Raw genomic sequence first — 23,348 nt, 5'->3', positions numbered from 1 at the left:
GCGAATATGTTGCCGCCGCACATACTGGTTTGATCGCGGGCACTTTACTGACTTATTTAAATCAGTATAATGCTCGATAACCGTATAGGCTATCAAGGTAAAAAGGAGCGGAAGATGCGAAGGTTCGCGATCGGGAATCGGGTCATTGAGGAAACCTCTCCTGATTTGCAACGGCTCCTCGGCCAGGCACGGACGCAACGGTTGCGTGCAATGTGTATGTGTAGAGAGCCGCCCGTGCCCATGTATATTGCGCGGGTCGAAGATCAGCACACCATCAAGCGGATGCCGCTTTCAGGGCGCGATCACCATCCTGCCTGCCCATCCTATGAGCCACCCTACGAGCTTTCGGGTCTTGGCCCTTTGATCGGCACGGCAATTGAGATCGACGCCAGCGGCAGGGCCGAGCTGAAGCTGGATTTTTCATTGACGAAAAAGGGCCCGCGTGCTGCGGCTGGACCTCCGGCTCCGTCCTCGAAGGCAGTCATCCATAGAGTACCACAAAAATTGTCGCTCAAAGCGTTGCTACATTATCTCTGGGAGGCTGGTGAACTGACTGAGTGGCGATCAACCTGGAAGGGCAAGCGTGGATGGGGGCGCGTCCGCGCCAGCCTGCTCCACGCGGCAGCCCGGATGATAACAAGGCGCGGGCTCCTGAGCGAGATACTGTTTGTGCCAGAAGTATTTCGTGTTGAGGACCGGGAGGGGATCGCCACCCGGCGCGCGGCAGTGTTCAAACGCGTGGAGGCGAACGGTGTGGTCCCGCGGAAATTGATGCTGATCGTGGCCGAGGTCAAAGAGTTTTCCCCCGCGCGCGACGGACAAAAGGTCTTCGTTCGGCACATGCCATTTCCGTTGATGATCGAGGAAAGCACGTGGCAACGGTTTACTACGCGCCATGAGGCAGAACTGCAGCTATGGCGCTCGAACGAGTCGTTCCACCTGATCGTCATCGCTACGTTCGGCGTTTCGGCTGCAGGCATCGCAGCAATTGAGGACATCGCCCCGATGGTGGTCAATGAGCACTGGTTGCCTATCGAGGATGTGCACGAAGCGAAGCTTCTGGAGAAACTGTGCCAGCTGAAGCGGAAGAGTGTCAAAGGGCAGCGTTTCAATCTGCCACGTGGTGTTCCCATTGTATGCGTGACATTGCCGGAACAAAGGCCGGCCCCGGTTGCCATGTTCATCGTTCCCGCAAGCGCCGGGGCTGATTATGAACAGAGGCTCTGCGAACTGATCGAAGCCCGGCCAGAGATAACGCCATGGATCTGGCGGGTTGCAGAAGGCGAACTACCGCCTATTCCCTGATCCGGAACGCGTCAGCGGGGTGCTATACAGGCAATAGGCCTTGGCGGCCAACAGAAGCTTTCCCACGGGACGAGAGGGCATCACGGAAGTAAATTTCGGTCACACGGAATCGCCCGTCAATCCGTTTGCACTGAACGACGATGTCGATTGCGATCGCGAGCATTTCGCGTATGTCGCGTCGCTCAAGGTCGCTCCCTCCTTCCGATTCCTTCACCAGCAATGTGAGTTGCTCAAATGCCAGGCGCGTTGAGTCAGCATGGACTGTGGTGATCGAACCTGGGTGCCCGGAGTTCACGTTGCGGATATAGTAAAAGGCTGTTCCGTCGCGCAGTTCTTGCAACAAGATCCGGTCCGGTCGCATACGAAGACAGGATTCTAGAAGGTTCTTGGCGCCAATTCTGGCCAATCCCTGGCCGCCCTTTGAATAGAAGAGCCGAACATGATTTGGCTGCGGGATTACCAGTTCGGGCGTATCTTCGATCGAAATAATCCGCTCGCTGTCAGGAATGTAATTTATCAGCGCTTTGGAGAGCGTCGTCTTTCCCGATCCCGTTGCGCCAGAGATAATGATGTTCTTTCGCGCCAGCACAGCTTGCCTGAGAAACTCTTTGTGTGCACCGGCCTGATAAAGGTGCAGCAGCTGTTGGTCAGGCTGCCGGTCGTCTTCCACCCGTTGCACTTCGGCAAACAATCCCGTGTCCTCCAGGTCGTCAAGGCTGAGCGATATCGAGGATGGCTTGCGGATGGTGATGCTGACCGTACCTTTTGCCGTCGCCGGCGGAATCACAATCTGTATGCGTTCCTCATCAGGCAGGGTCGCCGACAGGATCGGTTGGGATTCATTGACCGCCTGATCGGAAAAACTCGCAACTGCCCGCGCAAGGCGCATGAGCCGGTCAAAGGTGAGTTCGGGGACCTTGTGGGTCAGCCAGCCATCAGGTCCCTCGGTGATGACCGTGCCAGGCTTGTTGACGATAACCTCATAAAGTGCCTTATGGCGAAGAAATGGGGCCAGCGGCAGGAGCAGTTCGCGAAGCACGCCAGCATCTGCAACTATGGTCATCCCCATGCCTATTTCGTCACAATCGTCGATGCCGGGGCGAAGTCGCCTAGAACAGCACGATCGTAAATCCGGTTGCGTGGCTCTGTTACACGAAGCCCATAAACGCTGGAGAAATCGAGATCGCGCGCTACGAAGATCGAAACGAGCCCTCCTTGGTGCTTTATCAGGGTTGGAGGGATATTGATCGACTGTTCAACTGCAATTGCTGCTGCTTGCTGGCCGGCGCCGGTGCTATTTTGCGCATCGACATCGCTATCCCGCAAACGGCGATTGGCGTAAGATGTCACATCGCTAACGACGGACAACAGGATGGCGCTGCCGAAGCGCTCCCACCAATGCGTGTCAACGTAACCGTCCATACCAGCGCGACCCAGGGCATCTGTTGCAGGGGACGCCAGCGTAATGATCACGCCTTTCGGGGTCTTGGCCCGGTTCCAGAGAACGAACAGACGCTTCTGGCCCCGGCGCAAGCCACCGCGATATTCGCCCACAACCTGTGTACCCTTTTCCATCAGCACGACCCGACCATTGTCTGACAGAACATCACGGTTGATGACACAACTCGTAAAGCCAGGCTGGTCAGAAGACAGTGCCGTTTCCAGAACACATGGAATGGACGTTCCCATCGCCACGATGAAATTCCGATCGCCGAGTACGCCCGCGCGCGAGCCGTGCAATTGCGTTGTAGTCAGCATGCGGTTGAAGCGCTGATCCTCACTCTCGTCCTGCCGGTTAAAGTTGCCCGGTGCGTTCCCGATCGGGACGTAATTGGCATCTTGCCCGGTGTTGGCATAGTCCTGCTGCGGGCCAAGCGGGGCTTTCTGCCCGCTAAAGGCCATTACCGGCGCACGTCGTGCTGCATCGAGTAGTTTTTCTTCGTCGGCGGGTTTAGGGTCTGTAAGCACAGGCGTGGGAAGCTGGACCTCGGGCGGCGTCAGCACCAGTTGAGGGGGCTCTTTGGCCGGCTCGAAATTCGAGGTCTGGCGGATAACGACCCGCTCCAGCTGCGTGGTTGCGGACGGCTTGTCCTGCCCCTGCATCGACCAGAGCGCGAAAGTGGCGAAGACGACGATAGCGATCGCAACTGCACTGCGTTTGAGGATAGGATTGCTGTCAATCTTTCTACCAGTTGAGGTCTCAGCGCGCTCACCCGGAATCTGCTCTGTTTGTGCATCCGCCATGATACCTCCTACTGTGCCTTACTGAGCTGCGATCTCACCACACGCTCGACAGAAGGTGACGTGGTGTTCGTCTGAGGATTGATGCCGAGACGGTCGTAGGCCTCATTGAAAATGCAAAGCACATCTCCACCCCTGCGCAGGATAAACTTGCGGCCGGTCGCATGAACGAGCACAAGGCTGCCGTCGACGGATTTGGGAACCAGGCTTTCTGTGCCATCGGAGTTCTCCATATAGATCGCCGGCATCTCCTGATTGCCGGCAAAGGCAAAGGTCGTTACCTTGCCGTTGTCGTAGATAGCCTGCGGCTCCAGCGCTTGTGCGCCCTGGGCGGAGTATCGCCAGTTTCGGGGACCAAAAGCCTCGTGAAGGGATAAGACCTCTTCGACGGCGTCACCCTTGGCCGCGCGGGAACGCGCTGCAGCGTCCTCTCGCCGCCGTGCCGCTTCATCTGCCGGATAGCGGTATTTCACGTAGAAATAGGTGTTCTGCCCGGCCTCAACGCTACCGTCCCGAATGGTCAGTTCCATCTGGTAGCTCCGGGTTGAGCCATCTCGCTTTCTCGTTACGACGGAGATGTTGGTGACAGGCTGGTTTTCCCGAGGCTTGAGGAACAGGATATTGCCTGCTGGCGCAACTTCCCAGGCAACGCTGTTACCAAGCGCCACGTGCGCGATTTCTTCCTCGACCGCAAACTCGACCTGTACGGATGAGCGCAGCGTGCCGACGATCCGCGTGATGTTGTAAGGCTGATAGTCGATAAATCGGACGCGGCTGTCCTGAGGCGCACCGCGTGGTATCTCGAGGGCAAGGGCTGTCGAAGAAAGCCCGATGATAAGAAAAAGGGCGCTCGGAAACGGATACCTCAATTGATCGTCTCCGGATCGGCCCGATATTCGCTGACCACAAAGCCCAAAGGATTGACCAATCGGTCTGTCGCGGACATCGGTGCGTTAACGTAAGCGAATGTGAGTGTTGCCACCCAATGTGTGTCGCGTACCTCATCGCTGCGCGTGACTTTGCGTATAAACCGGACCGATACCACATTGGGGTTGATCAGCGAGATCGAAACAATACTGATCCTCGCAGTGGCGCTGCGACCATAGATGTTTTGCGGGGAGTCCGGATTACTGCCGCGATAGATAGCCGCAAAACGGGTTTGCTCCGGCTGGGTGGACAGGAGCGCCACCGTTCGGAAATTCTCTTCGCTCTCGCTCCATACATATCCTTCTCGGGCACGGACATATCTTCCGGCAAAATATTTCGTCACCGCCTCATCGTATGTACCCGCGGTCGACGTCAATGCGGATATAACGTCTACGATCCCGGTTGAATTATCGACCCGCACGACGAAAGGTTCTACCGTCTTCAAAGGTGTAAGCCCTGCAACGGCGACAACCGACACGACAGCAACCGCACCAGCTGAAATAGCCACGGACCAGGCAATGCGGGCTGAGCGCTCAACCTGGATCAGCCGGTCCTGATCGAAACGCCTCGCCTTGTCAAAATAGTCTTTGAGGCTGTCCGGGTTTACCATCTCACCTGTCCTCACACGAACGATAGGAGCCGGCGTTATCAAAACGGGCGAAAGCGGCGGAGCTCGCGGAAACAGGTTCTTCCGTGAACGGGATGGCACGGTTTGCTGGCTTCGCATCGCCTTCCAATTGCCACATGGAGCGGTTCAGCTGACGTCTGGAATAACCGTCGCATTTGGGCAGCGGGTAGGTCATCGATGTGCAACCCCCAAGGCTTGCAGTTAGCAAAAGTAGCAAAAAAGTACGGATCATCTGGATTACCTGTCCAATATCGTCATGCCAGCCGGTCAATCCGCCCGGGCCCTGTAAGCTTGCGGCCGATTACGCGTGTTCCCTGTCGGCCCGTCGTGATCGAATATGCAGCTGTCCGGCCGATCACGCCTTCATGAGCGTCGCGCGCAAGACCATAGCCGTAGGTCAGCGATGCACCGCCGGCGGCAAGCGCCGAAGCAATGGCCGGTAACTGATAGAAAACATAGAGAGCGGCGACAGAGATCGCGCAGAGAGCGACCGGACGCATCAGCACGTCGCTGTAGCCCTGGATTGCCGTGAATGTCGCATCGATGCAGGTGATCAACAGCGAGCCGATGGCGACCACCAACACCTGCAAAATGACGAAATTGACGAGCTGGCCAATCCAGGATTCAGTAAACCGGCGCGTTGACTGGAACATGGCCAGGGCAATGAAGATCGGCCCGATCGCCAGAATGATGGCGAGCGCCAAGCGCGCATAAAGCGATACAATGTAGCCGATTGCTGCAACGAGGAAACTCGCGCCGACCACCAACATCCCGCCGATCCCGGTGACGATATCAAGTGGCCAGGAAGCGCGGGACCATATCTCATGGGCGCATTTCTGGCCCTTGTCCAGCAGACTGTCGAAGGTTGAGGCACTTGGTGCTGCTCCTGAATTCAGCGCCTCTGCGATTTCCTTCGGCAATGTGTCGAAGAAGATGTTGGTGACGTAGGTTTGATAATTGCCGGCGTTTTTCACCATCATGAGAATAATGGCGAGTTTTATCGCCCTGAAGGCGAATTCCTGGATTGGCGACTGCACCGAGCCACGCAATACGAGATAGCCGTAGAGAACGATGTAGAGCGTCAGCGCCACCGTCAGCGGACCGCTGATCCAATTGGCGATGTTCAAGGTTCCACTCGAAATGAAATTCTCGAGCGGGGTCTTGAACTGGCCGTCAACGAAGCTGAATACCTCATACATGGTTTCAGCCACCCAGCGCCCTGCGCATGCGCTCGAGGCGAAGCCTGCCGTCGGCAGCCTCGGCATTGCGGCAATTGGGTGTATCGCGAAGTTCGCCCGGGTTGTTGCGGCATTCGCTGATGGTCTTCGCCAGCAAGGCCTCATCGGCGGCAAACTGGTCGACTGTATAGACCTTCTCCTCGGGAGAGCATGCCGAAAGCAGTAGCAGTACCGGCGCCAATACCAAGTATTTCATTTGAATGCCGCTCCCATAGTGTCCATGCGTTGGCGCCAATCTTCGGCCTTGCGTTGCTCATCAACCTGTGCCTGCGCCTGCTGAACCATCTTCAAGCCTTGCATGCGCAGGACATCGGTTTGAAGAAAAGCTGTTTCCGCCTGAAGACGTGCCTGCAGATCGGCAATTTCCTTGGCATCGGCAGCGCTCGATATCTGCTGGCGGAGCTCATCGATCCCGTCGATGCGCTTCGTGGCGGCGTCATAGATTTGTTGGCCCAGGCTCATCTGCCCGGCATTCCTGTTCTGGATGCGGGAGAGTTCTTGCGCGTAAAAATCGTTTGCGTCCGTGCGATAGGACGAGTTGGTCTCCAGATATTTGGAAGCAGCGTTGCCGGCAGCACCTGTCCCGGCTCCCTCGAACAGGCTTTCGATAGCATTGAAGTCAGGCGGCAGCGCCTTCCGGATCGAGGAATCGTTCAACAGGCCGGCGACATCTGCCATATTGGTGAGCTTGTTCAGCGAGCCATACAGCTTCTGTGCCTGTTCAACCTGCAGGTGTAGCGCCTCGAGCTGGGATTTAAGCTGTGCGATGCTCTCAATCTGTTTTGCAACAGCTGACTGGTCGATTACTGGAATTCCCTGGGCCCTGGCAAGAGGAACCAGCGCCGATAACGCTGCCGCCGCCAGGAGTAGCGCCTTGCTACCGTTCATGATCATGAAGTCCTTCTTCTTTGCTGAAACAGCGATAGCCAGTTCTCGTCGCTTTCGCCGAGCTCTTTGCGGATTGCGTCCGCCAGTTCCACGTTTGCCGTGCGGCCCGACAGGATCGCAAGCTCATCTTCGAAGCCGTCGAGGTTGAGTTCGACAACCACGCTGTTGTGGCCCTGCTTGACGATGAAGCGACGGCTTTCGACCGAAAGCTCGCGGGAAATCAGTTCGAACTCGCGCTCAGTCAGCTTGAAGCCGTTGACATAATCGACATGGTCGCCGCGCGGATTGGGCAGAAAAATCTGGGTGGGGCATTGTTCGATAATCGTATGGGCGATCGGCGAGACAATGGCATCGCGTGGGCTTTGAGTGGCAAATAATAGAAGACCATTCTGTTTGCGGATTGTCTTCAGCTTGTTCTGGGCAAGGTCGCGAAAGCCCTCGTCCTGCAGCGCCTTCCAGAACTCGTCAATGACGATGATGATGCGACGGCCATCGATCAGTTGCTCGATGCGGTGAAACAGATAGGCCATTAAAGGCGTGCGGATTTCCTCGTTGTCAAGAAAATCGGTCATGTCGTAGCCAATGAACTTCGCGCCGATTCCTATGTTGTCCAGATTGTTATCGAAAACCCAACCAAGTGGCCCTCCGCTCTCCCATCGTCGGAGCCGCGAAGCGATGCCTTCGGGATCGGTGTTGTTCAGGAAGGTGCGCAAAGCCCCAATGGAACGACGCCCGACGGGAAGGTCAGCGAGCCCATCAACGGCGGACGCGATGTCGCGCTGCTCGGTGACGGTCAGCTCCTGTGCGCCTGCCTTGACCAGCTTGCTTACCCAGTTCGTGAGAAAGATTCTGTTTTCTGGTGTCAGATCCAGCGCCTTTAGTGGCGCACAGCCGGTTGCAACACCGTTCTTGAGCGGCAGATAAGTGCCGCCTGCGGCTCGAACGAACAGATCGGCCCCCCTGTCCTTGTCGAAAAAGACCATATGCGGATCATGCTTTTCCAGCTGCGACAGCATGAAATTAAGAAGGACCGTCTTGCCTGTGCCTGATGGGCCGCAGACGAAGGTGTTGCCGAGATCGCTGTGATGAAAATTGAAATAGAATGGCGAGCCGGAAGCAGTCTTGAGCATCGCCACCGCAGATCCCCATTCGTTGCCATCCTTCTTTCCCACCGGATAGGAATGAAAAGGGGAAAGCGCGGCAAAGTTGCGCGAAGTAATCGCGCCTGAGCGCGCACGATAGCGCTGATTGCCCGGCAGTTGCGCCCACCATGCAGCCTCAAGACCGAGATCCTCGCGGGCGGCAACCGCCCCACCGCTTGTAAGATCCGCACGCGCCTTCGCCATATGATCGGCGAGTTCCTTCACGCTGGACGCAAAGACCGACAGGCTCAGGTGATGTTCCCCCATTACAAAACGGTTGGATTCGAGATCATCCATCGCGTCGCTGAGCTCTTCGATCTGCGACGCCGCCTTGTCGGCAGCGCTGACCATCTGATTTTGTTTGCGTCCCAGGATCGTGCGGGCATCCGTCTTGGATGTGAAGGCGAAGGACTGCGTGAGAACAAGCTCAAAGGGTGACGTCAGGATTGAGTCGAGCATGCCACTGCGCGTAGTTGCTGGATATTCTTTAATGCCGAACATACCGGCATAACGGGTTTCCGCCTCATGGCGGATCTCAATGGTCTCACGCCCGAAGATGACCCGATCCGAATAGATCGCCGAAGAGATCCGTCCTTCCGTCAAGGGCACGGGCTCCCGCCGCCCGCCAACAAGCTGGTGGAGCAACTCGCTCGGTTCGGAATACAGGAGACCTTCGTGCTTGTAGAGGGACAGAACACGAGGGCCGAAACGCTTAAGTCCCGCGGTAATATCGATCACCTTGTCCTGCAAATGTTTCAGCGCCTCCCGGTCGAGCTCGACTGAGGATCGTCGGGCCTTGCGCAACCGTGAGAGGAGATTGGCTGCTTTCTCGACAGGATCCCGGTGCGGATGCCAGACAAGGGACAAATAAAGATCGTTGCGAAACAGGTTCTCGCGCACCATCCGTTCGCGATATCTGGTATTCAGACAATCGGAAAACCGATTGGCAAAATGCCCTTGAGGATAGTCGTTGTCACGTCGGCGAACCACATGCGTCCACAGTGCAAGCCGCTCGTCGGCGATGTTACGGTAGAGCGTATTGAGGCTTCGATGCAGGCCGTTGAGATCAAGAATATCGGCGGTCTCGAACGAAACGCCTTCAAGCACGAGCACCGACATCAGTGCGCGGGAATGGAGAGCGATGGTGTTCTCGTCAACGTGGCGAACATAAGGAATGAAGGTCTCGGGTCCCAGTTCGCGGGACCGGAGCATCGCAAGTCTAGGCAAGGTCAAGGTCCCCTTCATCATAACGCCGAACAAGTTTTAATGGCGATAGTGTCGCGCCTCCCCAATAGGCAATGTTGCGGGAACGCCCGCGGGTTTCGACCCAGACAAGGAGGATACGGAACATGTTATGTTCGTGCTTCACGAGAGCCCGGAACACGAAATGGAAGGCGATGCCGATGGTGGCATAAGCAATAGAGCCCGCAACAATATAGAGGATCGTCGTGAGCATGATATTGATACCCATCGCTTCCATGGTGACGCCAGCAATCATTGCCGGACGCGTGCAGGCGAGGAACAGCGTGTCTTCTTCGAGAACCGGAACGTTCGTCATTACGTTCAACTGCCAACAATCGTATTGACCAGTTCGGTGGCGCCAAAAATACCGCCAATACCGATAATCCAGAAGCCGGCCCTTCTCAGATCCATGTATCCGAACATCCAGGCAATACAGATGACAATGACGGCGATGATCGCCAACAGTTTCGCAATGTTGCCGGTGAGCATGTTGACGATGTTCTGCAGCACGGTTTCAATTCCGGCGGACTGTGCAAAGGCCGGCTCGACAAAGCAAGCCGCAATGACGGCGGCCAGGAGAGCGGGGGCATAAAAACGGCGATGTTTGGTACGGATAGTCATTCACTCTGCTCCAATCGATCATTCTGGAAGGCGTGAACAGAAGAGTGCCGCGAAGAACCGAAGACGTCCCACGATGCTGCTTCATCCGTTCGGGAGATTTGTCGGGCGATTTTCCCATCTTGTTGTGCCTGGTTCCGATGCTCGCGCGCACCCTGCCGGTCCGGCGCTTCGATAGCGAGCTTTCCAGGCTTGGAGAGCAGGCGCGCTGTTTCCTTTCTCACCTGCTCATCATATCTGACCATCTTGCCAAGAGACGGGTCGCCTCGCCCATACCAGGACTGGAGCATCACTGTTTCTGCCTGCTGCGGATTATCTGCCAAGCGCAGCGCGTGACGGTAGTAGCTATCGAGCAGCGTGGCTGTTGCGTTCAGGTTCCGGCAGGGATCGAAGGCATCGGAAAGAGACAAGTTCATTTTGCGAAGCGCCTCGGTACCAAGACCGCCGAGTCCAATCTGGATGTCTTGATGATCAGCAATCAGGGCTGTCGCAATTTCGATCGCCTCAGACTTGCTTGCCGGCTGCATGGGAAGCGGCATGCCGCTATTGATGCGGATGTTGAACGGGCGAAACCTGCTTTCCAGACTGACGATGGCGGCCAGCGTTTCCACCTGAACTATCGGAGCGCAGCTATTTGCGAGATCGACGAATGCATCGCTCATCACTTAATACCACACGCGCTGCTTGCCGACGCCGTCAATGGAAATATCCAAATAATGCGGACGCTCCCGGACCTTCGGGCGCGTTATCGGATAGCCCATGCACTCGCGCCGCCCGTCCCGGTGTTCCCAGCGTGCTGAAAGAACAGAGCCGGACTGGCTGTAACGATTGTCCGGATCCATAGAACACATCGAGCGGCTTACTCTATGGAGCGAGTTCGAAACGCAGGTCACCTGTTCGCCGCGAGAACCGAAACCGCCCGAAAGCTTATAACCCTCGCTGCAATAGTATGGGTCATAGCCGGGCCGGGAGCTCCTGAATCCGACCGCACTGCATGTCGGGAACGAATGGCCTCTTGCAAGTTCGCGCCATAGCTTGTGGATCGGCGGACGGCATTCTGCATACTGGGTTGCGCCACCTGGATTCGAAAGGCAGAGGATTACCTTGCACCCCCACTCATCAGCGCGCACATTGCTGCTGGAAATCAGGTAAGATGGTATAAGAGAACAGACAGAAAGCAGGCACTTGAGCAGATGGTTTTTCATGCAGTGGACCCTCCCAACAACAGCAACACGCTACGGGAACGCTTTCCGCAGGTAGCGCAAGCCAGCTTTACTACCGTATATAACACAGTTTAATGATATGACAAGAGCACTCAAGACGCAGTTGCAAAACCTTGCCTTTTCCGGGCTGATCCTCCATGAGATTCTCGACAACCCGCTGGAAGGCGAAACTCCACAAGCGCGGGTGAAAGAGATCGGCATGATGACGATCCTTTATACAATGAACCAGGCACACCAGAAGCTAACACTTTCAAATATAATGGAAGTTACTGCCTTGACCCGCAGCGGCGTCAAAGAGACCGTTGACCTTCTCGTCAAGCGGGGAATGTTGACTGAAACCATGGGCACAAATTCCATGGGCCGCGGCACAGCCCGGCAATTCGAAATCAGCGAAAACCTTTTGGAGAAGCTACGCAGCCTTGCCAGCGGATGAAATGCTCAGCTTATACTGATGCCTTTAACACTGTATGGATAGCCCCAACGGTCAAGCTTTCCCAGCGCTTCAAAGGTGAACGCGTTTCTGGAAAGATCGAATATCTGTTCCAAATGCCGCCTGATGGCTCTGATACTGGAGCGCCGCAAGATGACATGGACGCCGGTCGATCTCGACCAAGACAACCAGATGGCGAGCGCTCGCATCTCGTCTTTTCTGGCTAAACCAATTCTGCGTTTTCTTTAACTAACGAAGGGATCCGTTGACGCATTCGTCCCTGCCTCCGTCGAACCAGGTCACTGTTGCGCTATCATCGGCATTGCTGCGCTTATAAAGCAGTTACAATGCTCTTTCATGGCGACCGAGATCAGATAGCCGGGTAAGCCGTCGCGCGTGGTTCTGAGATGGTGGTTTCAGCACTTCCGCATCCACCGCTCGTCCGTCACCCGCCAGTAGGCTCAGGCTTCCCCTAAACGCGCAGCATCCTGGCTGGCCATCATCAGGCCGGGTGATATGAATTCAACCCGGCCCGCATCAAAGGCCATTGCAGGCAGTTATCGGTCCAAGCAAATTTCATCCGGCAGCAGCCGAGTTTGTTGGGAGCGACCACCACCTCAATTGCCGGAATTACCATGCGACGCACTGGACTTTTCGCGCAGAAGGCGTTTGAGGTGGGCGTTCTCCTCTTCCAGTTCAGCAAGAACTTCGTCTGTTACCACATCATCTACATGTTCTGATTTTCTGACACGAGAGCGAATAGGCTTAGACCTGGAAGCCGTAGCAGCGGTCGTATCTTTGCCCGTTGCCTGCTCTGCAATCGGCAGCTCCGGGTCTCCGGAACTTTTCTGACGTGTATTTGCCTTTTTGAATGGCACAGATGCAACTGATGGAATTCCCGTTCCTAACGGCGTAGCTGGCTTGCCATTAGCTTTATCAAGTGCTTTTGCCCGAACCTTTCCGGCAGCTCCCTTCTGCAATGCATTGTGGGACTGCAATTTACTGCTTCTGGCGACACGCTTGCTCCCGGACCTGCCATGGGGCTCTTCCTGCCCGTCTGAAGTGGAGAGGGTCTCGACGGTCACATTCCCTTCTCGAGAGCTTTTTGATTTCCTACGAGACGGCTTTTGCTGCGGTGCAGTAACAGACGTTGGGGTCGAGGGCTCGCGGGACACCTCGTTTGTCAATTCCGGCTGATCCGGCGATAAGACAGGTGCTTGTGTTTCGTCACCAGCCACTGATACGGAGAGAGGAGGATTTGTCGTTTCAACCTTCGGCATTGCATCGTCAATGCGATCAACGATTTCCGGCGCCCCGTTAACTGAAAATTCTGCTTGCGATCCATTAACCGATTGATGCGGCTTCGTATCAGCTGACGTGTACTGCGTTTCAGGCGCTGCATCCTCGCTGGAGATGTTCTTGCGCGACCGCCAGTTTTTCAGGCCCGCAACGAAACGCTCACTCCATGATTTCATCGTTCATTACCCTCCCTTTTCCTGACAAAAAGACCACGGCAGTCTTCCTTCCGAAAACATGAGCGAATGCGAGGATAACCTGATCGGGCGAGTATCACCAGCGCACGAAACATTTAATGTTTAGTGCTGATACAACCCGCATTGATCCCGCTCATGGTAAGCGGCGCTCTGGCTGAACCGGGCTCATCTTCCTGTAGGTGACAGATCGATGCTGAGCCCGTTCGAGCATCCCGGACAATTTCCCGTTTTCCTCGCTCAATTTCGCGATTAGTTCACGCTTGAGATCTGCATTCTCTTGTTCGAGCATTGATAACTCAACGCGAATATCTGGTATTGTAACGGGGCGCGTTACCATTTCTGTTTCTCGCAACATGCTGTTGCTTGGCCGGTGCTGACCGGACCGCTTTTTCTGCCTCACAGCAAGCTTTTCGGCAGTCTTCGACTTCGCCGGGTCAATCCGGATTGCAGCCGGTTGTGGCACTGCAATTTCTGCCGCCGCAAGCTCATCCCGGGCTTCTGGCACTTGAGTTTCGGCCACGACCCGAAGCCCCATGTTCGTGTCCTTGACTTCAGCCTTGTTCTCAGCCGTTTCTGGCAAACCAGGATCTGCGGGAGCAGTCACAGGAGATTGTACCGTATCTGCTTCAACCTCGCGGGCGATAGTTTTCAGATCAAGGTTTCCCCAAAGAGAAACGCTCTTCTTGCGAGCACGCTTGTTCTTATATTCGACGACGACGTTGCGGGCTGGTTTCTTCATAGTGGACAGCAATCCAATGGCAGCAGGACGCTCAAAGAGCTTTGTCGCTACCTATAGGTTTTCATTTTGAATTTCAACATCCAGCCGGGCTCCTTTTCAGAGCGACGCCCCATACCGTGATGGATTCAATCTTATTCCCATATTAAGTATTAATCTATAAAATCAATGACCGGGAGTTCCCGACAACAAAAAAGGAGACACTCGACGTGGCTGATGAAACAATTGCGGATGCAAATCCGGCTGAAATTCCAAATGTAACTGCTGAACCTGCAAACGAGAAACCAAAGGCGCGGACCTCGCGAAAAAAAGACGCCCCGAAAACCAGCGCAACAGGCGCGGACACGCCATCAAAGAAAACCAGAACCAGCAAGGGGACTTCTAGTTCAGCTAAAGCTGTTGCAAAAGCAGAACCCGCGGCAGCATCCACGGCCGAGCGTAAACGCAACAAATATACGCCCGCTCAGCGCGCCGCTATTCTCGCTTCTATCGAAAAGGCAACAAAAGGGGGCAAGACCACACTGAAGGCTGCGTTGCGACAGGCTGAAGTAAGCGAGCAAACCTATTACAACTGGAAGAACGCTGCACAAAAAGCTACAGCCGGTCCGGTAAATGAATCTTCTGGCGACGAGCTCGCCGTTCTGGTCGCTCTTGAAGCAGAAAATCTCAGACTGCGCAGGGAACTGGCAGCAAAGCTGCGCGCAGAAAACGAAGAACTGCGCAAGCGTCTCGGTAAAGTTTGAGGAAAACTGTTAAGCTCTAAAGCTCGCATTAATGCATCGTTCAAAGCAGGTGATTTCCCACACGGACCTCACCTGCTTCGCTTTGCGACGCGAAGTCGGGCTCGCTGTCCATTTCGCTCGTAATTCCTCGCACATTCGATGAACTTCTACCGGATAATCTCCAGACATGGGCGCGAAATCGATGCGTGAAAAGAGGCTCAAACCGCAAAACCGCGATCAGGATTGCAGTCGCTCTGGTCGGCCGCCTGGAGGGTGGAAGAGATCTGGCAACGTCAGGCGCTGTAATGTTAATAGGTGACACCAGGAAAAAGGTCCCCGGGTGCTGAACGCGCGACGCTTGTCGGGAACGCGGATCTGGGGCCGAAAGTGTGGGATATCCGTTCAGTTGATCAGATTATCCAACCAGTAGACCGCCTTTTTGGCAATTCCCCCGAAGGCCGCAGATTCCGCCTGGCAAGAGTCCTCCTCCCGGAGCAGATGAACCATAAAGCTTGGAACCGCGGGGTTCTTCATTGTAATTTCAAGAAAGACACTGTCTATCAGGCATTTCGCAGACAGCTCATTCCACATCAAACGGCTTCCGCATCTTGGGACGGCCACCTCATTAATCTTCAGATCAATGCTAGCAATCTCATGAGACGCCGCCTTCACTTGTGTCTTCTGATCGCCAAGAACAAGCCCTCCATCACGGTGGACAGCGACAAAGCGCCTGGAACGCTTACATGCAAGGACTTCAGCATACTCAGAACCAATGCCGGCCGGCGTTAGCAGTCGCAGCATCAAAATCGCGACAACCAGCATAGCAGCCAGGATGAGCCCGGCTATAGCCGCGGCCGTCCGACCAAGCAGCCCGGCTACGGCCAGAATGACAGAGAGCGGTATCGCCGCAATGTTCAAGCGCTTCTCCCAGCCCATTACTCAATCCCGTTCCTTATGAGGTCAGGCACTTAACCCACCTGATGCAAACGGCGGTGAGCAAGGCTTGTGGTAGATTGTGTTCTCACTGCTCTCTTACTTCTTTTTCATGCTCGCAAGTTTCGCAACCAATACTGCGCCTTGGTTAGGGCCATGCGCACCGCCAAGGATTCCATGGGGCGGGATTTCCCGGTTGTCAGGAGATGAAGGGTAAACTCTGGCATCGCCGGATGACGGGTAGAAATTTCAATTGAAAATGAATCTATCAGCTGGCCCTTGAGGCGTTGACTTACCAGATCGCTCAATTTGATGCCGCTCCCGCTTAGCGACACAATGACAGAGTTAATCTTGACATATACGCCAGAAATTGCTCCGGAATCGAGGGCGACATGCTGCTTTCGGTCCCCGCAGATTATGCGGCCGTCCTCAGCAATTCCAACGTATCGCTGCGAACGCTGGCAAGATATCTTTTCGATGAACACAAAGTCCATCACAGGCTTCTGGAATCTGCGGATAATAAGGATGGTTGCCACCAGGACAGTTGCAACGAACAATCCTATCGCAGTCAATTCGGTCAGGCCCTTAAAGCCTGAGAATGCCAACGCAGCGGCCACCGGTAAAGTTGCCAGACATAGCAGCTCCTCCCATTTCATTATCGCGCCTCAGTCATTCACCAAAATTCAAGGCCTTCGGCCATTTTAACCATCACCTGATCGCTATTATACGAAGCTTTGCTGAAACTGGGCAAAGTGGTAGCAGACTTCAGCAGCATGAAGAGCAGAATGCCCGTACCCTTACCGTCTCGCGATGCGTTTCCTGGCGCCACACATATCCGGCAGACTTATCGGGCAGGCAGGGCAAGCGGGTCGATGGGCGCTTATTGAAACCGACTCTTTTACCGACGAGGTTGGCCCTCAACTTGCTGCCAGGTACGCCATCCGACAGACGCAACGAACGACACTTCGAGCATGGCTATCGGCACGAGCTCTTCCGGTCACATTTTCTGCTTTGCGTTCAGTGCAGGTACAAGCGTTCCATGCTCACAACGGACAAAAGTCCTCTGCGGGCATTATTGCCGGCAGACTGGATCTTCGGATGCAGGCAAGTATCAGGCCAAGAGACAAGAATTCCCTATGGCGCCGGCCTGATATCATCAGTATCCATGAGAACCGGAATGGATCAAACTGAAGGTTCTCCGGCATCGCATCTGTAACCACCGAAGGGCTTTTCAATTGGCTCCCAGGGGCCGCTGCTATATTCGCGGACCTGGGGGGACGGTATATAGCACGGGTCAAAGCAGATGGTGCTGGAGGCGGACAATGCTTGCCATGCCGACGCAATCTCCGCGATCACGCAGGTTTCAACCAGCACTCCACCCCAACGGCTATGGAAGATGACGACTACTTGACGTTACAACGTCCCTTCAAACGCGCGATCTCTGGGGCATGATCCTGACCTTTTCCTGTAGGAATACCCAGCCAGAATACTCCCCACGCGTCTTGCGAAGCAGTCCTTTTCTGCTCAGCCCATAAGTCATCCAGACGCTCTCTATCCGCTAGCGTACAAACCGCCCCGACACTATAAACAGGTTTGATTTTGGAAGGAGGGGCCGCACAGGCGAGCAGGCTGGCGCCCATTAAAGCAAACACAACAACATTGTACTTATTCATCACGGAACCATTTTTTCTTGGGAAAACGAAGCGCTCCGTTACAGCCGGAAACTTTCCTCAAGCTGGAATATTCGTCAGCCAAGGTGGCTTGATCGAGAGTACAGGAAACGTCGCACCATATCGTTCAACAACGGCAAGCAGAATTCGGTTGAATGCACGCCCGCCTTGAAAGGCAGTTCGCGCGATATCAAAAAGTCTCCACATTTCCATCGTGGTAGCGGGTGCGGTACGCCCAGCAGGAGCTTTGCTTCGAAGCCCCTACTTCAGGAGATTATCACCGGCGTTACCGACCGCGGTCAATTCACAGCAAAAGCACAACCAGGCCAGCCGGTGGTGGGAACAGGAGAAGCCAACCAGCACCGAGCTCAAACAACCTTGATGCAAATTTCTTCCGGCTGAATTAAAATAGCGGTATAAACCGCAATAGATTTTGATATCTGGTAGAAATGGTTCGGAGCGTTCCGGAGGAGACGATGAACGAGGTTGACGGCCCACAACATCAAAAAAAACACCTTGGATCTTTTCATTGGGGTGCGCTTTGGTCACTGATTGCTCTGAGCTGGATATGTCTCTTCTACTTTGAAATAGTGAATTTTCATGCCGTTGCAGTCGCCGGCGTGTCTGTTGGCGTTCTTATTGCGTGGACCGTTGATAAAGCCATCCAACGCAGACGTAAAAATAAAGCGGGACGTTAGATGAACGTGAGGCATCAGTGCAAGCCGTCGCGTTTATGGAAATGTAGAAATCAGAAGCAATCGACTGGTTGATTTCATAGCATCCACAACGAGGCGATCCTCACCAGAAGCCTCTTCTGCCTGCGGACGTCTTCGTAAAATCTTGCGCTAGAGTAGCTAATCAGCGAGCGTTGAACATTTCAATCCGAATACCCTATCCGTCCTCCCTATCAGGAAGGAAAATTCATTCGTCATTGAAAATAGCCTGATAAAAATTAGGCTGCGAAATCTCGTGTCTGATGAATATTATTTAAACCAATCGATTTCTCCACGCACCCACAATCGCTGCCATTTTGAATGCATTGGTTGCAATAAAGGCGGCGCCGCCAAATAACGCGAGCTACTCAAATCATTTTGAAACCAATATCTCCAGAAAGAATGTGTTGGTCCTGAGCCGCTGCTGTCTCTCGCCGAGATTGGTTTAAACAAGCCCCTTTGGATGAGAGCACCCGCTATAAACCGGCGTCGCCCTGTAATTGTCATCTCATATGGACCGGCAGCTGTGTCCGGGTGGAGTTTGGATGGCTTCTAACGGGAAGAGTTTTGGGAAGATTTTCAACAACTCCAGTCAAGAGGTCAGGTAGCCGATGTCAAACGTGCAGTCTGGCATAATCATTCGATTGCCGTCGGGACGGTCTAACAGCGACTTTCACGCCCACGGGGACATCGCGCCAACGTGCCCCCCATACGGTCCATTTTCCTTCGCTTCGGCACTCGAGTTGACCAATACCGCTTCAGCGGTTGGAGCGACCACGACCATTTTGCAAAGTTAAACAAGCACCTCGGCGGGATCACCCGATGAATTTGCCCCGGTTTATGCTCTTAAGTTTCGCAGCCAGTATTCAGCCTTTGTCATTGCCCTGCGAATTGCTATCGTGTCGAGATGCCGCGGGCGCCCCTTGGCCAGGAGATGAATTACAAACTGCTGCACGGCAGGCTCACGTGTTGATATCTCCAGGAAGCAGGATTTTACCATCTCACCTTTCAATTTCGAGCGTATATCCTGGTCGATAGTGCGAGCGCCTGTGGCAACGACCGTCGAATTGACTTTTACATTCACACGAACAATCGTATTAGGGGGGAGAGTAACTTGCAGCTGCCTGTCTCCGCAAACGACTGCCCCCTCATGGTCAATTCCAACGTATCGGTCGGAACGTTCGCAAACCAGTATCTCCTCAAGCCGGGATCTGGAGCTCCGCTTGCGGATCCTGCGCAACACCAGTATTAACGCTACCAACAAACTTGCCACGAGCAAGCCGATTTCAGCCCACACCGTTAGTCCGGTCAAACCGGAAAAGACCAACAAAACGGCCACCGGTATTGTTGCTAAACAAAGCCCTTCCTCCCAATTCATCTGCGTCCTCCAGTTACAATAGAATCGCAAGCTCTCCCACAGATACAGAAGCGCTATGACGCGAAACTTTGCCGAAGCTGGATTCAAGCATTCTTCTTCATGTGGACTGGATCGCGAAGAATGCTGTGATGTTCCCCCCTTCTCCCGATTGCGATCCGGACGACTTTTTCAAGGTCCGTCTGACAGGCGGCAAGACAATTCGCTCCGCGGCCTTGTCGCAAAGGCGCCCTTTGACTCTGGAATTTCACGCGAGACTATATTGCGGCTGAACGATCAACCTAAAACCCGCCGGCTCGATTATGCCACGTGCCGTCGGCCCCTCTGGGAGCAAAGGACTAGCAGCAATGATGTATATTGCTCTGCTTCAATGAAGGAGCGAAATCCGATCTGGATAAACCTTGCTCATCAACCAGTCTGTCAGCGGCAAGGCACCACCCTGTGTGCCTCTCAGGTCATGAGTTTGCCCCGGTGATATTAGCATCCAGGGCGATCAAGAAGTCGGTTACTCTCTCTATACCCAAGTCGGTGAGCTTTACAAACTGTCGGCGTCCGTCAATCGGATCGTTCAACCGCTCTAACAGCCCAAGCTTCTCCAGGTCTTCAACGCGTCGAATGGCTGTACTGAAACTCGAACCTGCCGAAACACATATTGAAGAAACTGACACTTCAGTACTGTTAATGTGGCTTTCCATCAGATCGAGCAAGATCGACAGGGCGGGATCGGCAAACAGCTTTTCACCGAAATATTTGAAGCGTAATGAGCGCAAACTCAGTAGTTGCAGCATTCTGGTATGCGGAAATTCGCTCGCATCTATTTCCGGTGGTCGCAACAGGTTCACCCTTCGGCGGCCGGCTGGCGCCCCCCGCGGGCGCGACGGTATCCAGTTTCACGTCGCGGAGCATTTCCGATATTCTTAAAGCATTTTGGCTTAGCTGGTTGAACTGTGCCCTGCCCTTGTTCAAAAAATCCACGAGCTGCCGTTCGCGTTGCGCCACCCGCGCCGCGGCGTCAACGGATTCCAGCAATTTTTCCCGGCTTATAGGCTTTTTTAGAAAATCCACCGCCTTTAACTTCAATGCCGAGATTGCCGCGTCCGTCGTTGCATGCGCAGTAAGAAACAGAACCTGCATCCATGTCCTGTCAGCGAAGCGCTCTCTCACCAGATGAATCAGTTCGAGTCCGCCGAGTTCAGGCATATTGATGTCGCTGATCACCACATCAGTTTCCTTGCTGCGCTCAAGAAGCTGGAGTGCGGCATCTGCCGAAACAGCTGTTTGACAATTATAGCCCGCGTCGGTCAGCGCCAGATGCAAAATCTCCAGCAGTTCCGGCTCGTCATCAATAAGAAGCACCGAAAACTGATTGCGCTCGTTAGCAGCTATCATTGGCGTTGTTTGGGACATATTGACTGGCATGTTCTTTCTCCAGGTGACTTGAGCTAAGAAGCGTTAGGCGCCGTTGAGGATGGCAGGAATAACGTAAAGCATGCTCCGCCCTCAGGAACGTTGTTGGCCTCGATACGCCCTCCCATATCGCTCGCCATTCCAAAGCTGAGCGGCAAACCGAGTCCTGTGCCTTTGCCCACGGGTTTCGTCGTAAAAAAAGGGTCAAACAACTGGGCTGCATGGGCTTCGGAGAAACCGGTCCCGGTATCGATAACATCGATGGCTATCGTTGAGCCGTCTTCATCCCTCGCACGAATGGTAATCATTGATTGACCGCCGCCTTTTGAGACAATGGAGTCCTTCGCATTGCTGATCAGATTCAAAAGAATTTGCTCTACCAGAATCTTGTCTGCGAACAGGTCCCTGTCAGTCTGGAGATCAACCCGTATCTGGATCCCTTTTTCATCGAGCAGCGCCTGCATAATCACCAGGCAATCCGATATCACTTCCTCAACTGAGAATGTTTGTGGAACCAGGTCGCCTTTTCGACCGAATATCCGCATCCTGTCTATTATGCCAACAGTACGCTTAATTTGCTTGCTTACTTCTGATATACGGCCGTCTATGAATTCCCTGTCCGCTACCCCTGACTCAATTCTGTTCTTCAGGACATCGATATTCATGCCCATTGTACTCAATGGCTGATAGATTTCATGAGCCAAGCCAGTCGTCATTTCGCCCAACGCGATCATTTTCCCCGCCTGATATACCGCCAGCTCGGCCTTGCGCTGCATCGTCACATCGAATCCGATTGCAACAAAATGTTCGATTTCCGAACCATGCCTTATTGAATTTAGCGTCCAGGTAATCTCACGGCGCTGACCATCTTTATCTTTGATAGTGAGTGAAGCCTGTAGCGGCAAACATTCTACAAGCTGTTCCAATTTGCGAGAGAACATAAACTCCAGTTCGGATTGCCCGTCTGCCCTCGGCACATCATCGAATACGCTATAAAATGCGGGATTTGCCACAACAAGGTCGCCTTTGGCATCAGTCACTGCGACAAGTGCCCCTCCCGTATTCAGAACAGCCTGCAAAAATTCCCGGTTACGTCTTTCAGCCGCAGCGTCTCTGGCACTAAGCAACTGGAGTCGGCGACCTTTTACGTATTTGTGTAGCATTAGTCCGCCTGCTGTCAACGAACCAAGCATTATAATCGCAGCCAGAATTATCGGAATTAAATCGGCCGCCCAGGCATAGATTATAGGCGCGGTACGTATGCCCACATAAGCATAAAGAGCGGATGAAGCAACTTTTGAATATACGAACAGATATTCCTGGCCGTCCACCACCGAAGTCGAAATCTGGTGTCCATCGCCGTCTCTGATCGAAACCTTGATCAGGTTCTCAACGTTTCTGCCAACCGCGGCCCGTCGGTTTGAAGCGCGTATCACTCCGTCGCTACCTACAAGACCGACCGCATTCGTGGCGCGGTCACCCAGGTTGTCATAGAAACCATAAAGGAACTGTCCTTCCAGTACGATTGAAACATATCCCGTAAATTTCCCTGACTTGTCGAATATCTTCCTGTTGAAGTTAAACGTATATCCGGACCAGTTACGGGACGTGTCCTCCAAATAATAGGGAGGGCTGAACCACATCGTAGGCGTGTCTGCTGAAACGAACGGGGTTACGGGTTGAATCTGCTTCTCGTTCAGTTGCGCGGCCAGTGCCTGGTCTGAAGAGTCCGTTATTTCGCCATTCGTATTGACGATCATAATTGCACGTGCCGCAGGTTCTGCGGCGGCTCTGCCTTCCAGCGCTTCGGCTCGTGTCCTGGCGCCGTTGCTTGCAATTTTATCCTCGTCTTCGATGACTATCGCGCTCAGGACATCCATTTTGACTGCTATCTGATGAGCATGGCCGGCCAAAGCAACAGCCAGAACCCGCGCGCTATGTTCCGCATCCAGAAATTCTGCTTCTTTGTTTGTTATCGATAGTTGCCAGACACCGAACAATGCGATCAAGGCGGTGGAAACGGCAACAACCCAGTAAATTATTAGAATATTGCGATCACTTTTATGCAATTCCATTGCTACCTCGCGGCAAATCGTAAGCGGTTAAATGCTGTCGGCTTCCAAACATAACGGAGGTGGGGGCTGCTTCCCACATCTGAGGCCTTCGGTACGGTCATTAACTGAAAGGGCGCGACTGGAATATACTGATATAGAAGCACTTCGCTAGTTGCTTTCATGAATGCATCACACCGGCCGCGGATATTTTGAGGGATTTATTGTGATGGTTTAATTTGTGATTGTTTGATTGCTTGTGTTTTCGGGATGGGTGGTATGGCCGGATGAGGGCTTGGCTTGGTTGTGTGTGTTTGGGATGTTTCGCATGACATCGCTTGCGGTCATTGGCCTTGCGAAGTACCA

General features: G+C 54.0%; 26 protein-coding genes. 5 read left to right on the top strand and 21 right to left on the bottom strand.

Annotated elements, in window-relative coordinates; genetic code table 11:
- Positions 1 to 114: 114 nt before the first annotated feature.
- On the top strand, positions 115 to 1,305 hold the full coding sequence (locus ACOWVS_RS20290) for a DUF1173 domain-containing protein (RefSeq protein WP_075042401.1): 1,191 nt from the start codon (positions 115 to 117) through the stop codon (positions 1,303 to 1,305).
- A gap of 22 nt (positions 1,306 to 1,327) precedes the next feature.
- Here ACOWVS_RS20290 and virB11 read toward each other — a convergent pair whose 3' ends face one another.
- Genes virB11 through ACOWVS_RS20225 form a run of 13 tightly spaced genes read right to left on the bottom strand, consistent with a single transcriptional unit; the run spans position 1,328 to position 11,434 of the window.
- The gene (gene virB11 / locus ACOWVS_RS20285) at positions 1,328 to 2,368 is read right to left on the bottom strand and encodes a P-type DNA transfer ATPase VirB11 (RefSeq protein ID WP_075042400.1); all 1,041 of its coding nucleotides are present in this window, start codon (positions 2,366 to 2,368) and stop codon (positions 1,328 to 1,330) included.
- An 8-nt stretch (positions 2,369 to 2,376) separates the two neighbouring features.
- On the bottom strand, positions 2,377 to 3,549 hold the full coding sequence (gene virB10, locus ACOWVS_RS20280; protein WP_075042352.1) for a type IV secretion system protein VirB10: 1,173 nt from the start codon (positions 3,547 to 3,549) through the stop codon (positions 2,377 to 2,379).
- An 8-nt stretch (positions 3,550 to 3,557) separates the two neighbouring features.
- Entirely contained in the window at positions 3,558 to 4,415 is an 858-nt protein-coding gene (virB9, locus tag ACOWVS_RS20275) for a P-type conjugative transfer protein VirB9 (RefSeq protein WP_075042351.1), read from the bottom strand.
- Complete coding sequence (locus tag ACOWVS_RS20270) at positions 4,412 to 5,083, bottom strand: virB8 family protein (RefSeq protein ID WP_075042350.1); 672 nt, start codon at positions 5,081 to 5,083, stop codon at positions 4,412 to 4,414. Before ACOWVS_RS20270 ends, virB9 begins: the two co-directional genes overlap by 4 nt.
- A 1-nt stretch (position 5,084) precedes the next feature.
- Positions 5,085 to 5,333, bottom strand: a complete 249-nt coding sequence (locus ACOWVS_RS20265) for a hypothetical protein (protein WP_075042399.1) — start codon at positions 5,331 to 5,333, stop codon at positions 5,085 to 5,087.
- A 22-nt stretch (positions 5,334 to 5,355) separates the two neighbouring features.
- Positions 5,356 to 6,300 (bottom strand): type IV secretion system protein, encoded by a 945-nt coding sequence (locus ACOWVS_RS20260; RefSeq protein ID WP_075042349.1) that lies wholly within the window; start codon positions 6,298 to 6,300, stop codon positions 5,356 to 5,358.
- Between the two features lie 4 nt (positions 6,301 to 6,304).
- Complete coding sequence (locus ACOWVS_RS20255; RefSeq protein ID WP_075042348.1) at positions 6,305 to 6,535, bottom strand: EexN family lipoprotein; 231 nt, start codon at positions 6,533 to 6,535, stop codon at positions 6,305 to 6,307.
- Positions 6,532 to 7,227, bottom strand: coding sequence for a P-type DNA transfer protein VirB5 (gene virB5, locus ACOWVS_RS20250; RefSeq protein ID WP_420973134.1), 696 nt, complete (start codon positions 7,225 to 7,227; stop codon positions 6,532 to 6,534). Before virB5 ends, ACOWVS_RS20255 begins: the two co-directional genes overlap by 4 nt.
- Before the next feature lie 2 nt (positions 7,228 to 7,229).
- Positions 7,230 to 9,581, bottom strand: a complete 2,352-nt coding sequence (locus ACOWVS_RS20245; protein WP_420973133.1) for a VirB4 family type IV secretion/conjugal transfer ATPase — start codon at positions 9,579 to 9,581, stop codon at positions 7,230 to 7,232.
- A 7-nt stretch (positions 9,582 to 9,588) separates the two neighbouring features.
- Entirely contained in the window at positions 9,589 to 9,927 is a 339-nt protein-coding gene (locus ACOWVS_RS20240) for a type IV secretion system protein VirB3 (protein ID WP_075042345.1), read from the bottom strand.
- A 5-nt stretch (positions 9,928 to 9,932) separates the two neighbouring features.
- A complete protein-coding gene (locus ACOWVS_RS20235) occupies positions 9,933 to 10,232 on the bottom strand; it encodes a TrbC/VirB2 family protein (RefSeq protein WP_075042344.1) in 300 nt (99 codons plus the stop codon).
- Positions 10,229 to 10,891 carry a lytic transglycosylase domain-containing protein gene (locus ACOWVS_RS20230; protein ID WP_075042343.1) on the bottom strand — a complete coding sequence of 221 codons (663 nt, stop codon included), beginning with the start codon at positions 10,889 to 10,891 and terminating at the stop codon, positions 10,229 to 10,231. The genes ACOWVS_RS20235 and ACOWVS_RS20230 overlap by 4 nt, the downstream gene beginning before the upstream one ends.
- A 3-nt stretch (positions 10,892 to 10,894) precedes the next feature.
- Entirely contained in the window at positions 10,895 to 11,434 is a 540-nt protein-coding gene (locus ACOWVS_RS20225) for a hypothetical protein (protein WP_075042342.1), read from the bottom strand.
- A gap of 97 nt (positions 11,435 to 11,531) precedes the next feature.
- Here ACOWVS_RS20225 and ACOWVS_RS20220 point away from each other — a divergent pair, with 97 nt between their 5' ends.
- Complete coding sequence (locus ACOWVS_RS20220) at positions 11,532 to 11,885, top strand: MarR family transcriptional regulator (protein ID WP_075042341.1); 354 nt, start codon at positions 11,532 to 11,534, stop codon at positions 11,883 to 11,885.
- Between the two features lie 123 nt (positions 11,886 to 12,008).
- The gene (locus tag ACOWVS_RS20215; protein WP_282097770.1) at positions 12,009 to 12,131 is read left to right on the top strand and encodes a hypothetical protein; all 123 of its coding nucleotides are present in this window, start codon (positions 12,009 to 12,011) and stop codon (positions 12,129 to 12,131) included.
- A 368-nt stretch (positions 12,132 to 12,499) separates the two neighbouring features.
- On the opposite strand, the gene ACOWVS_RS20210 is transcribed toward ACOWVS_RS20215, so the two are convergent.
- Positions 12,500 to 13,357: a hypothetical protein gene (locus tag ACOWVS_RS20210; RefSeq protein WP_139309303.1), complete on the bottom strand. Its 858-nt coding sequence runs from the start codon at positions 13,355 to 13,357 to the stop codon at positions 12,500 to 12,502.
- A gap of 151 nt (positions 13,358 to 13,508) precedes the next feature.
- Positions 13,509 to 14,114 (bottom strand): hypothetical protein, encoded by a 606-nt coding sequence (locus ACOWVS_RS20205; RefSeq protein ID WP_075042340.1) that lies wholly within the window; start codon positions 14,112 to 14,114, stop codon positions 13,509 to 13,511.
- Between the two features lie 206 nt (positions 14,115 to 14,320).
- Here ACOWVS_RS20205 and ACOWVS_RS20200 point away from each other — a divergent pair, with 206 nt between their 5' ends.
- Positions 14,321 to 14,854, top strand: a complete 534-nt coding sequence (locus ACOWVS_RS20200; RefSeq protein WP_075042339.1) for a transposase — start codon at positions 14,321 to 14,323, stop codon at positions 14,852 to 14,854.
- A 381-nt stretch (positions 14,855 to 15,235) separates the two neighbouring features.
- Here the strand turns inward: ACOWVS_RS20200 and ACOWVS_RS20195 are convergent, their stop codons facing one another.
- Both ACOWVS_RS20195 and ACOWVS_RS20190 read right to left on the bottom strand, forming a co-directional pair.
- The gene (locus tag ACOWVS_RS20195; protein ID WP_075042338.1) at positions 15,236 to 15,769 is read right to left on the bottom strand and encodes a hypothetical protein; all 534 of its coding nucleotides are present in this window, start codon (positions 15,767 to 15,769) and stop codon (positions 15,236 to 15,238) included.
- A 107-nt stretch (positions 15,770 to 15,876) separates the two neighbouring features.
- Positions 15,877 to 16,422 carry a hypothetical protein gene (locus ACOWVS_RS20190; RefSeq protein WP_075042337.1) on the bottom strand — a complete coding sequence of 182 codons (546 nt, stop codon included), beginning with the start codon at positions 16,420 to 16,422 and terminating at the stop codon, positions 15,877 to 15,879.
- 1,490 nt (positions 16,423 to 17,912) lie between these two features.
- Here ACOWVS_RS20190 and ACOWVS_RS20185 point away from each other — a divergent pair.
- Positions 17,913 to 18,134, top strand: a complete 222-nt coding sequence (locus ACOWVS_RS20185) for a hypothetical protein (RefSeq protein ID WP_139309302.1) — start codon at positions 17,913 to 17,915, stop codon at positions 18,132 to 18,134.
- Between the two features lie 853 nt (positions 18,135 to 18,987).
- Here ACOWVS_RS20185 and ACOWVS_RS20180 read toward each other — a convergent pair.
- The 4 genes from ACOWVS_RS20180 to ACOWVS_RS20165 form a co-directional block, all read right to left on the bottom strand.
- Positions 18,988 to 19,527 carry a hypothetical protein gene (locus ACOWVS_RS20180; protein ID WP_075042335.1) on the bottom strand — a complete coding sequence of 180 codons (540 nt, stop codon included), beginning with the start codon at positions 19,525 to 19,527 and terminating at the stop codon, positions 18,988 to 18,990.
- A gap of 452 nt (positions 19,528 to 19,979) precedes the next feature.
- Positions 19,980 to 20,312 (bottom strand): winged helix DNA-binding protein, encoded by a 333-nt coding sequence (locus tag ACOWVS_RS20175; protein ID WP_081375292.1) that lies wholly within the window; start codon positions 20,310 to 20,312, stop codon positions 19,980 to 19,982.
- Positions 20,263 to 20,943 (bottom strand): response regulator, encoded by a 681-nt coding sequence (locus tag ACOWVS_RS20170; RefSeq protein WP_075042333.1) that lies wholly within the window; start codon positions 20,941 to 20,943, stop codon positions 20,263 to 20,265. Before ACOWVS_RS20170 ends, ACOWVS_RS20175 begins: the two co-directional genes overlap by 50 nt.
- Positions 20,944 to 20,966: 23 nt before the next feature.
- Positions 20,967 to 23,006, bottom strand: coding sequence for a sensor histidine kinase (locus ACOWVS_RS20165; protein ID WP_075042332.1), 2,040 nt, complete (start codon positions 23,004 to 23,006; stop codon positions 20,967 to 20,969).
- Between the last annotated feature and the right edge of the window lie 342 nt (positions 23,007 to 23,348).

Origin of the sequence: Brucella sp. IR068 (genome assembly GCF_049065885.1) — a bacterium.
Lineage (GTDB): Bacteria > Pseudomonadota > Alphaproteobacteria > Rhizobiales > Rhizobiaceae > Brucella > Brucella intermedia.
Note: the sequence above shows the minus strand (reverse complement) of the source record. Positions and strands in the feature narration are given on the sequence as shown.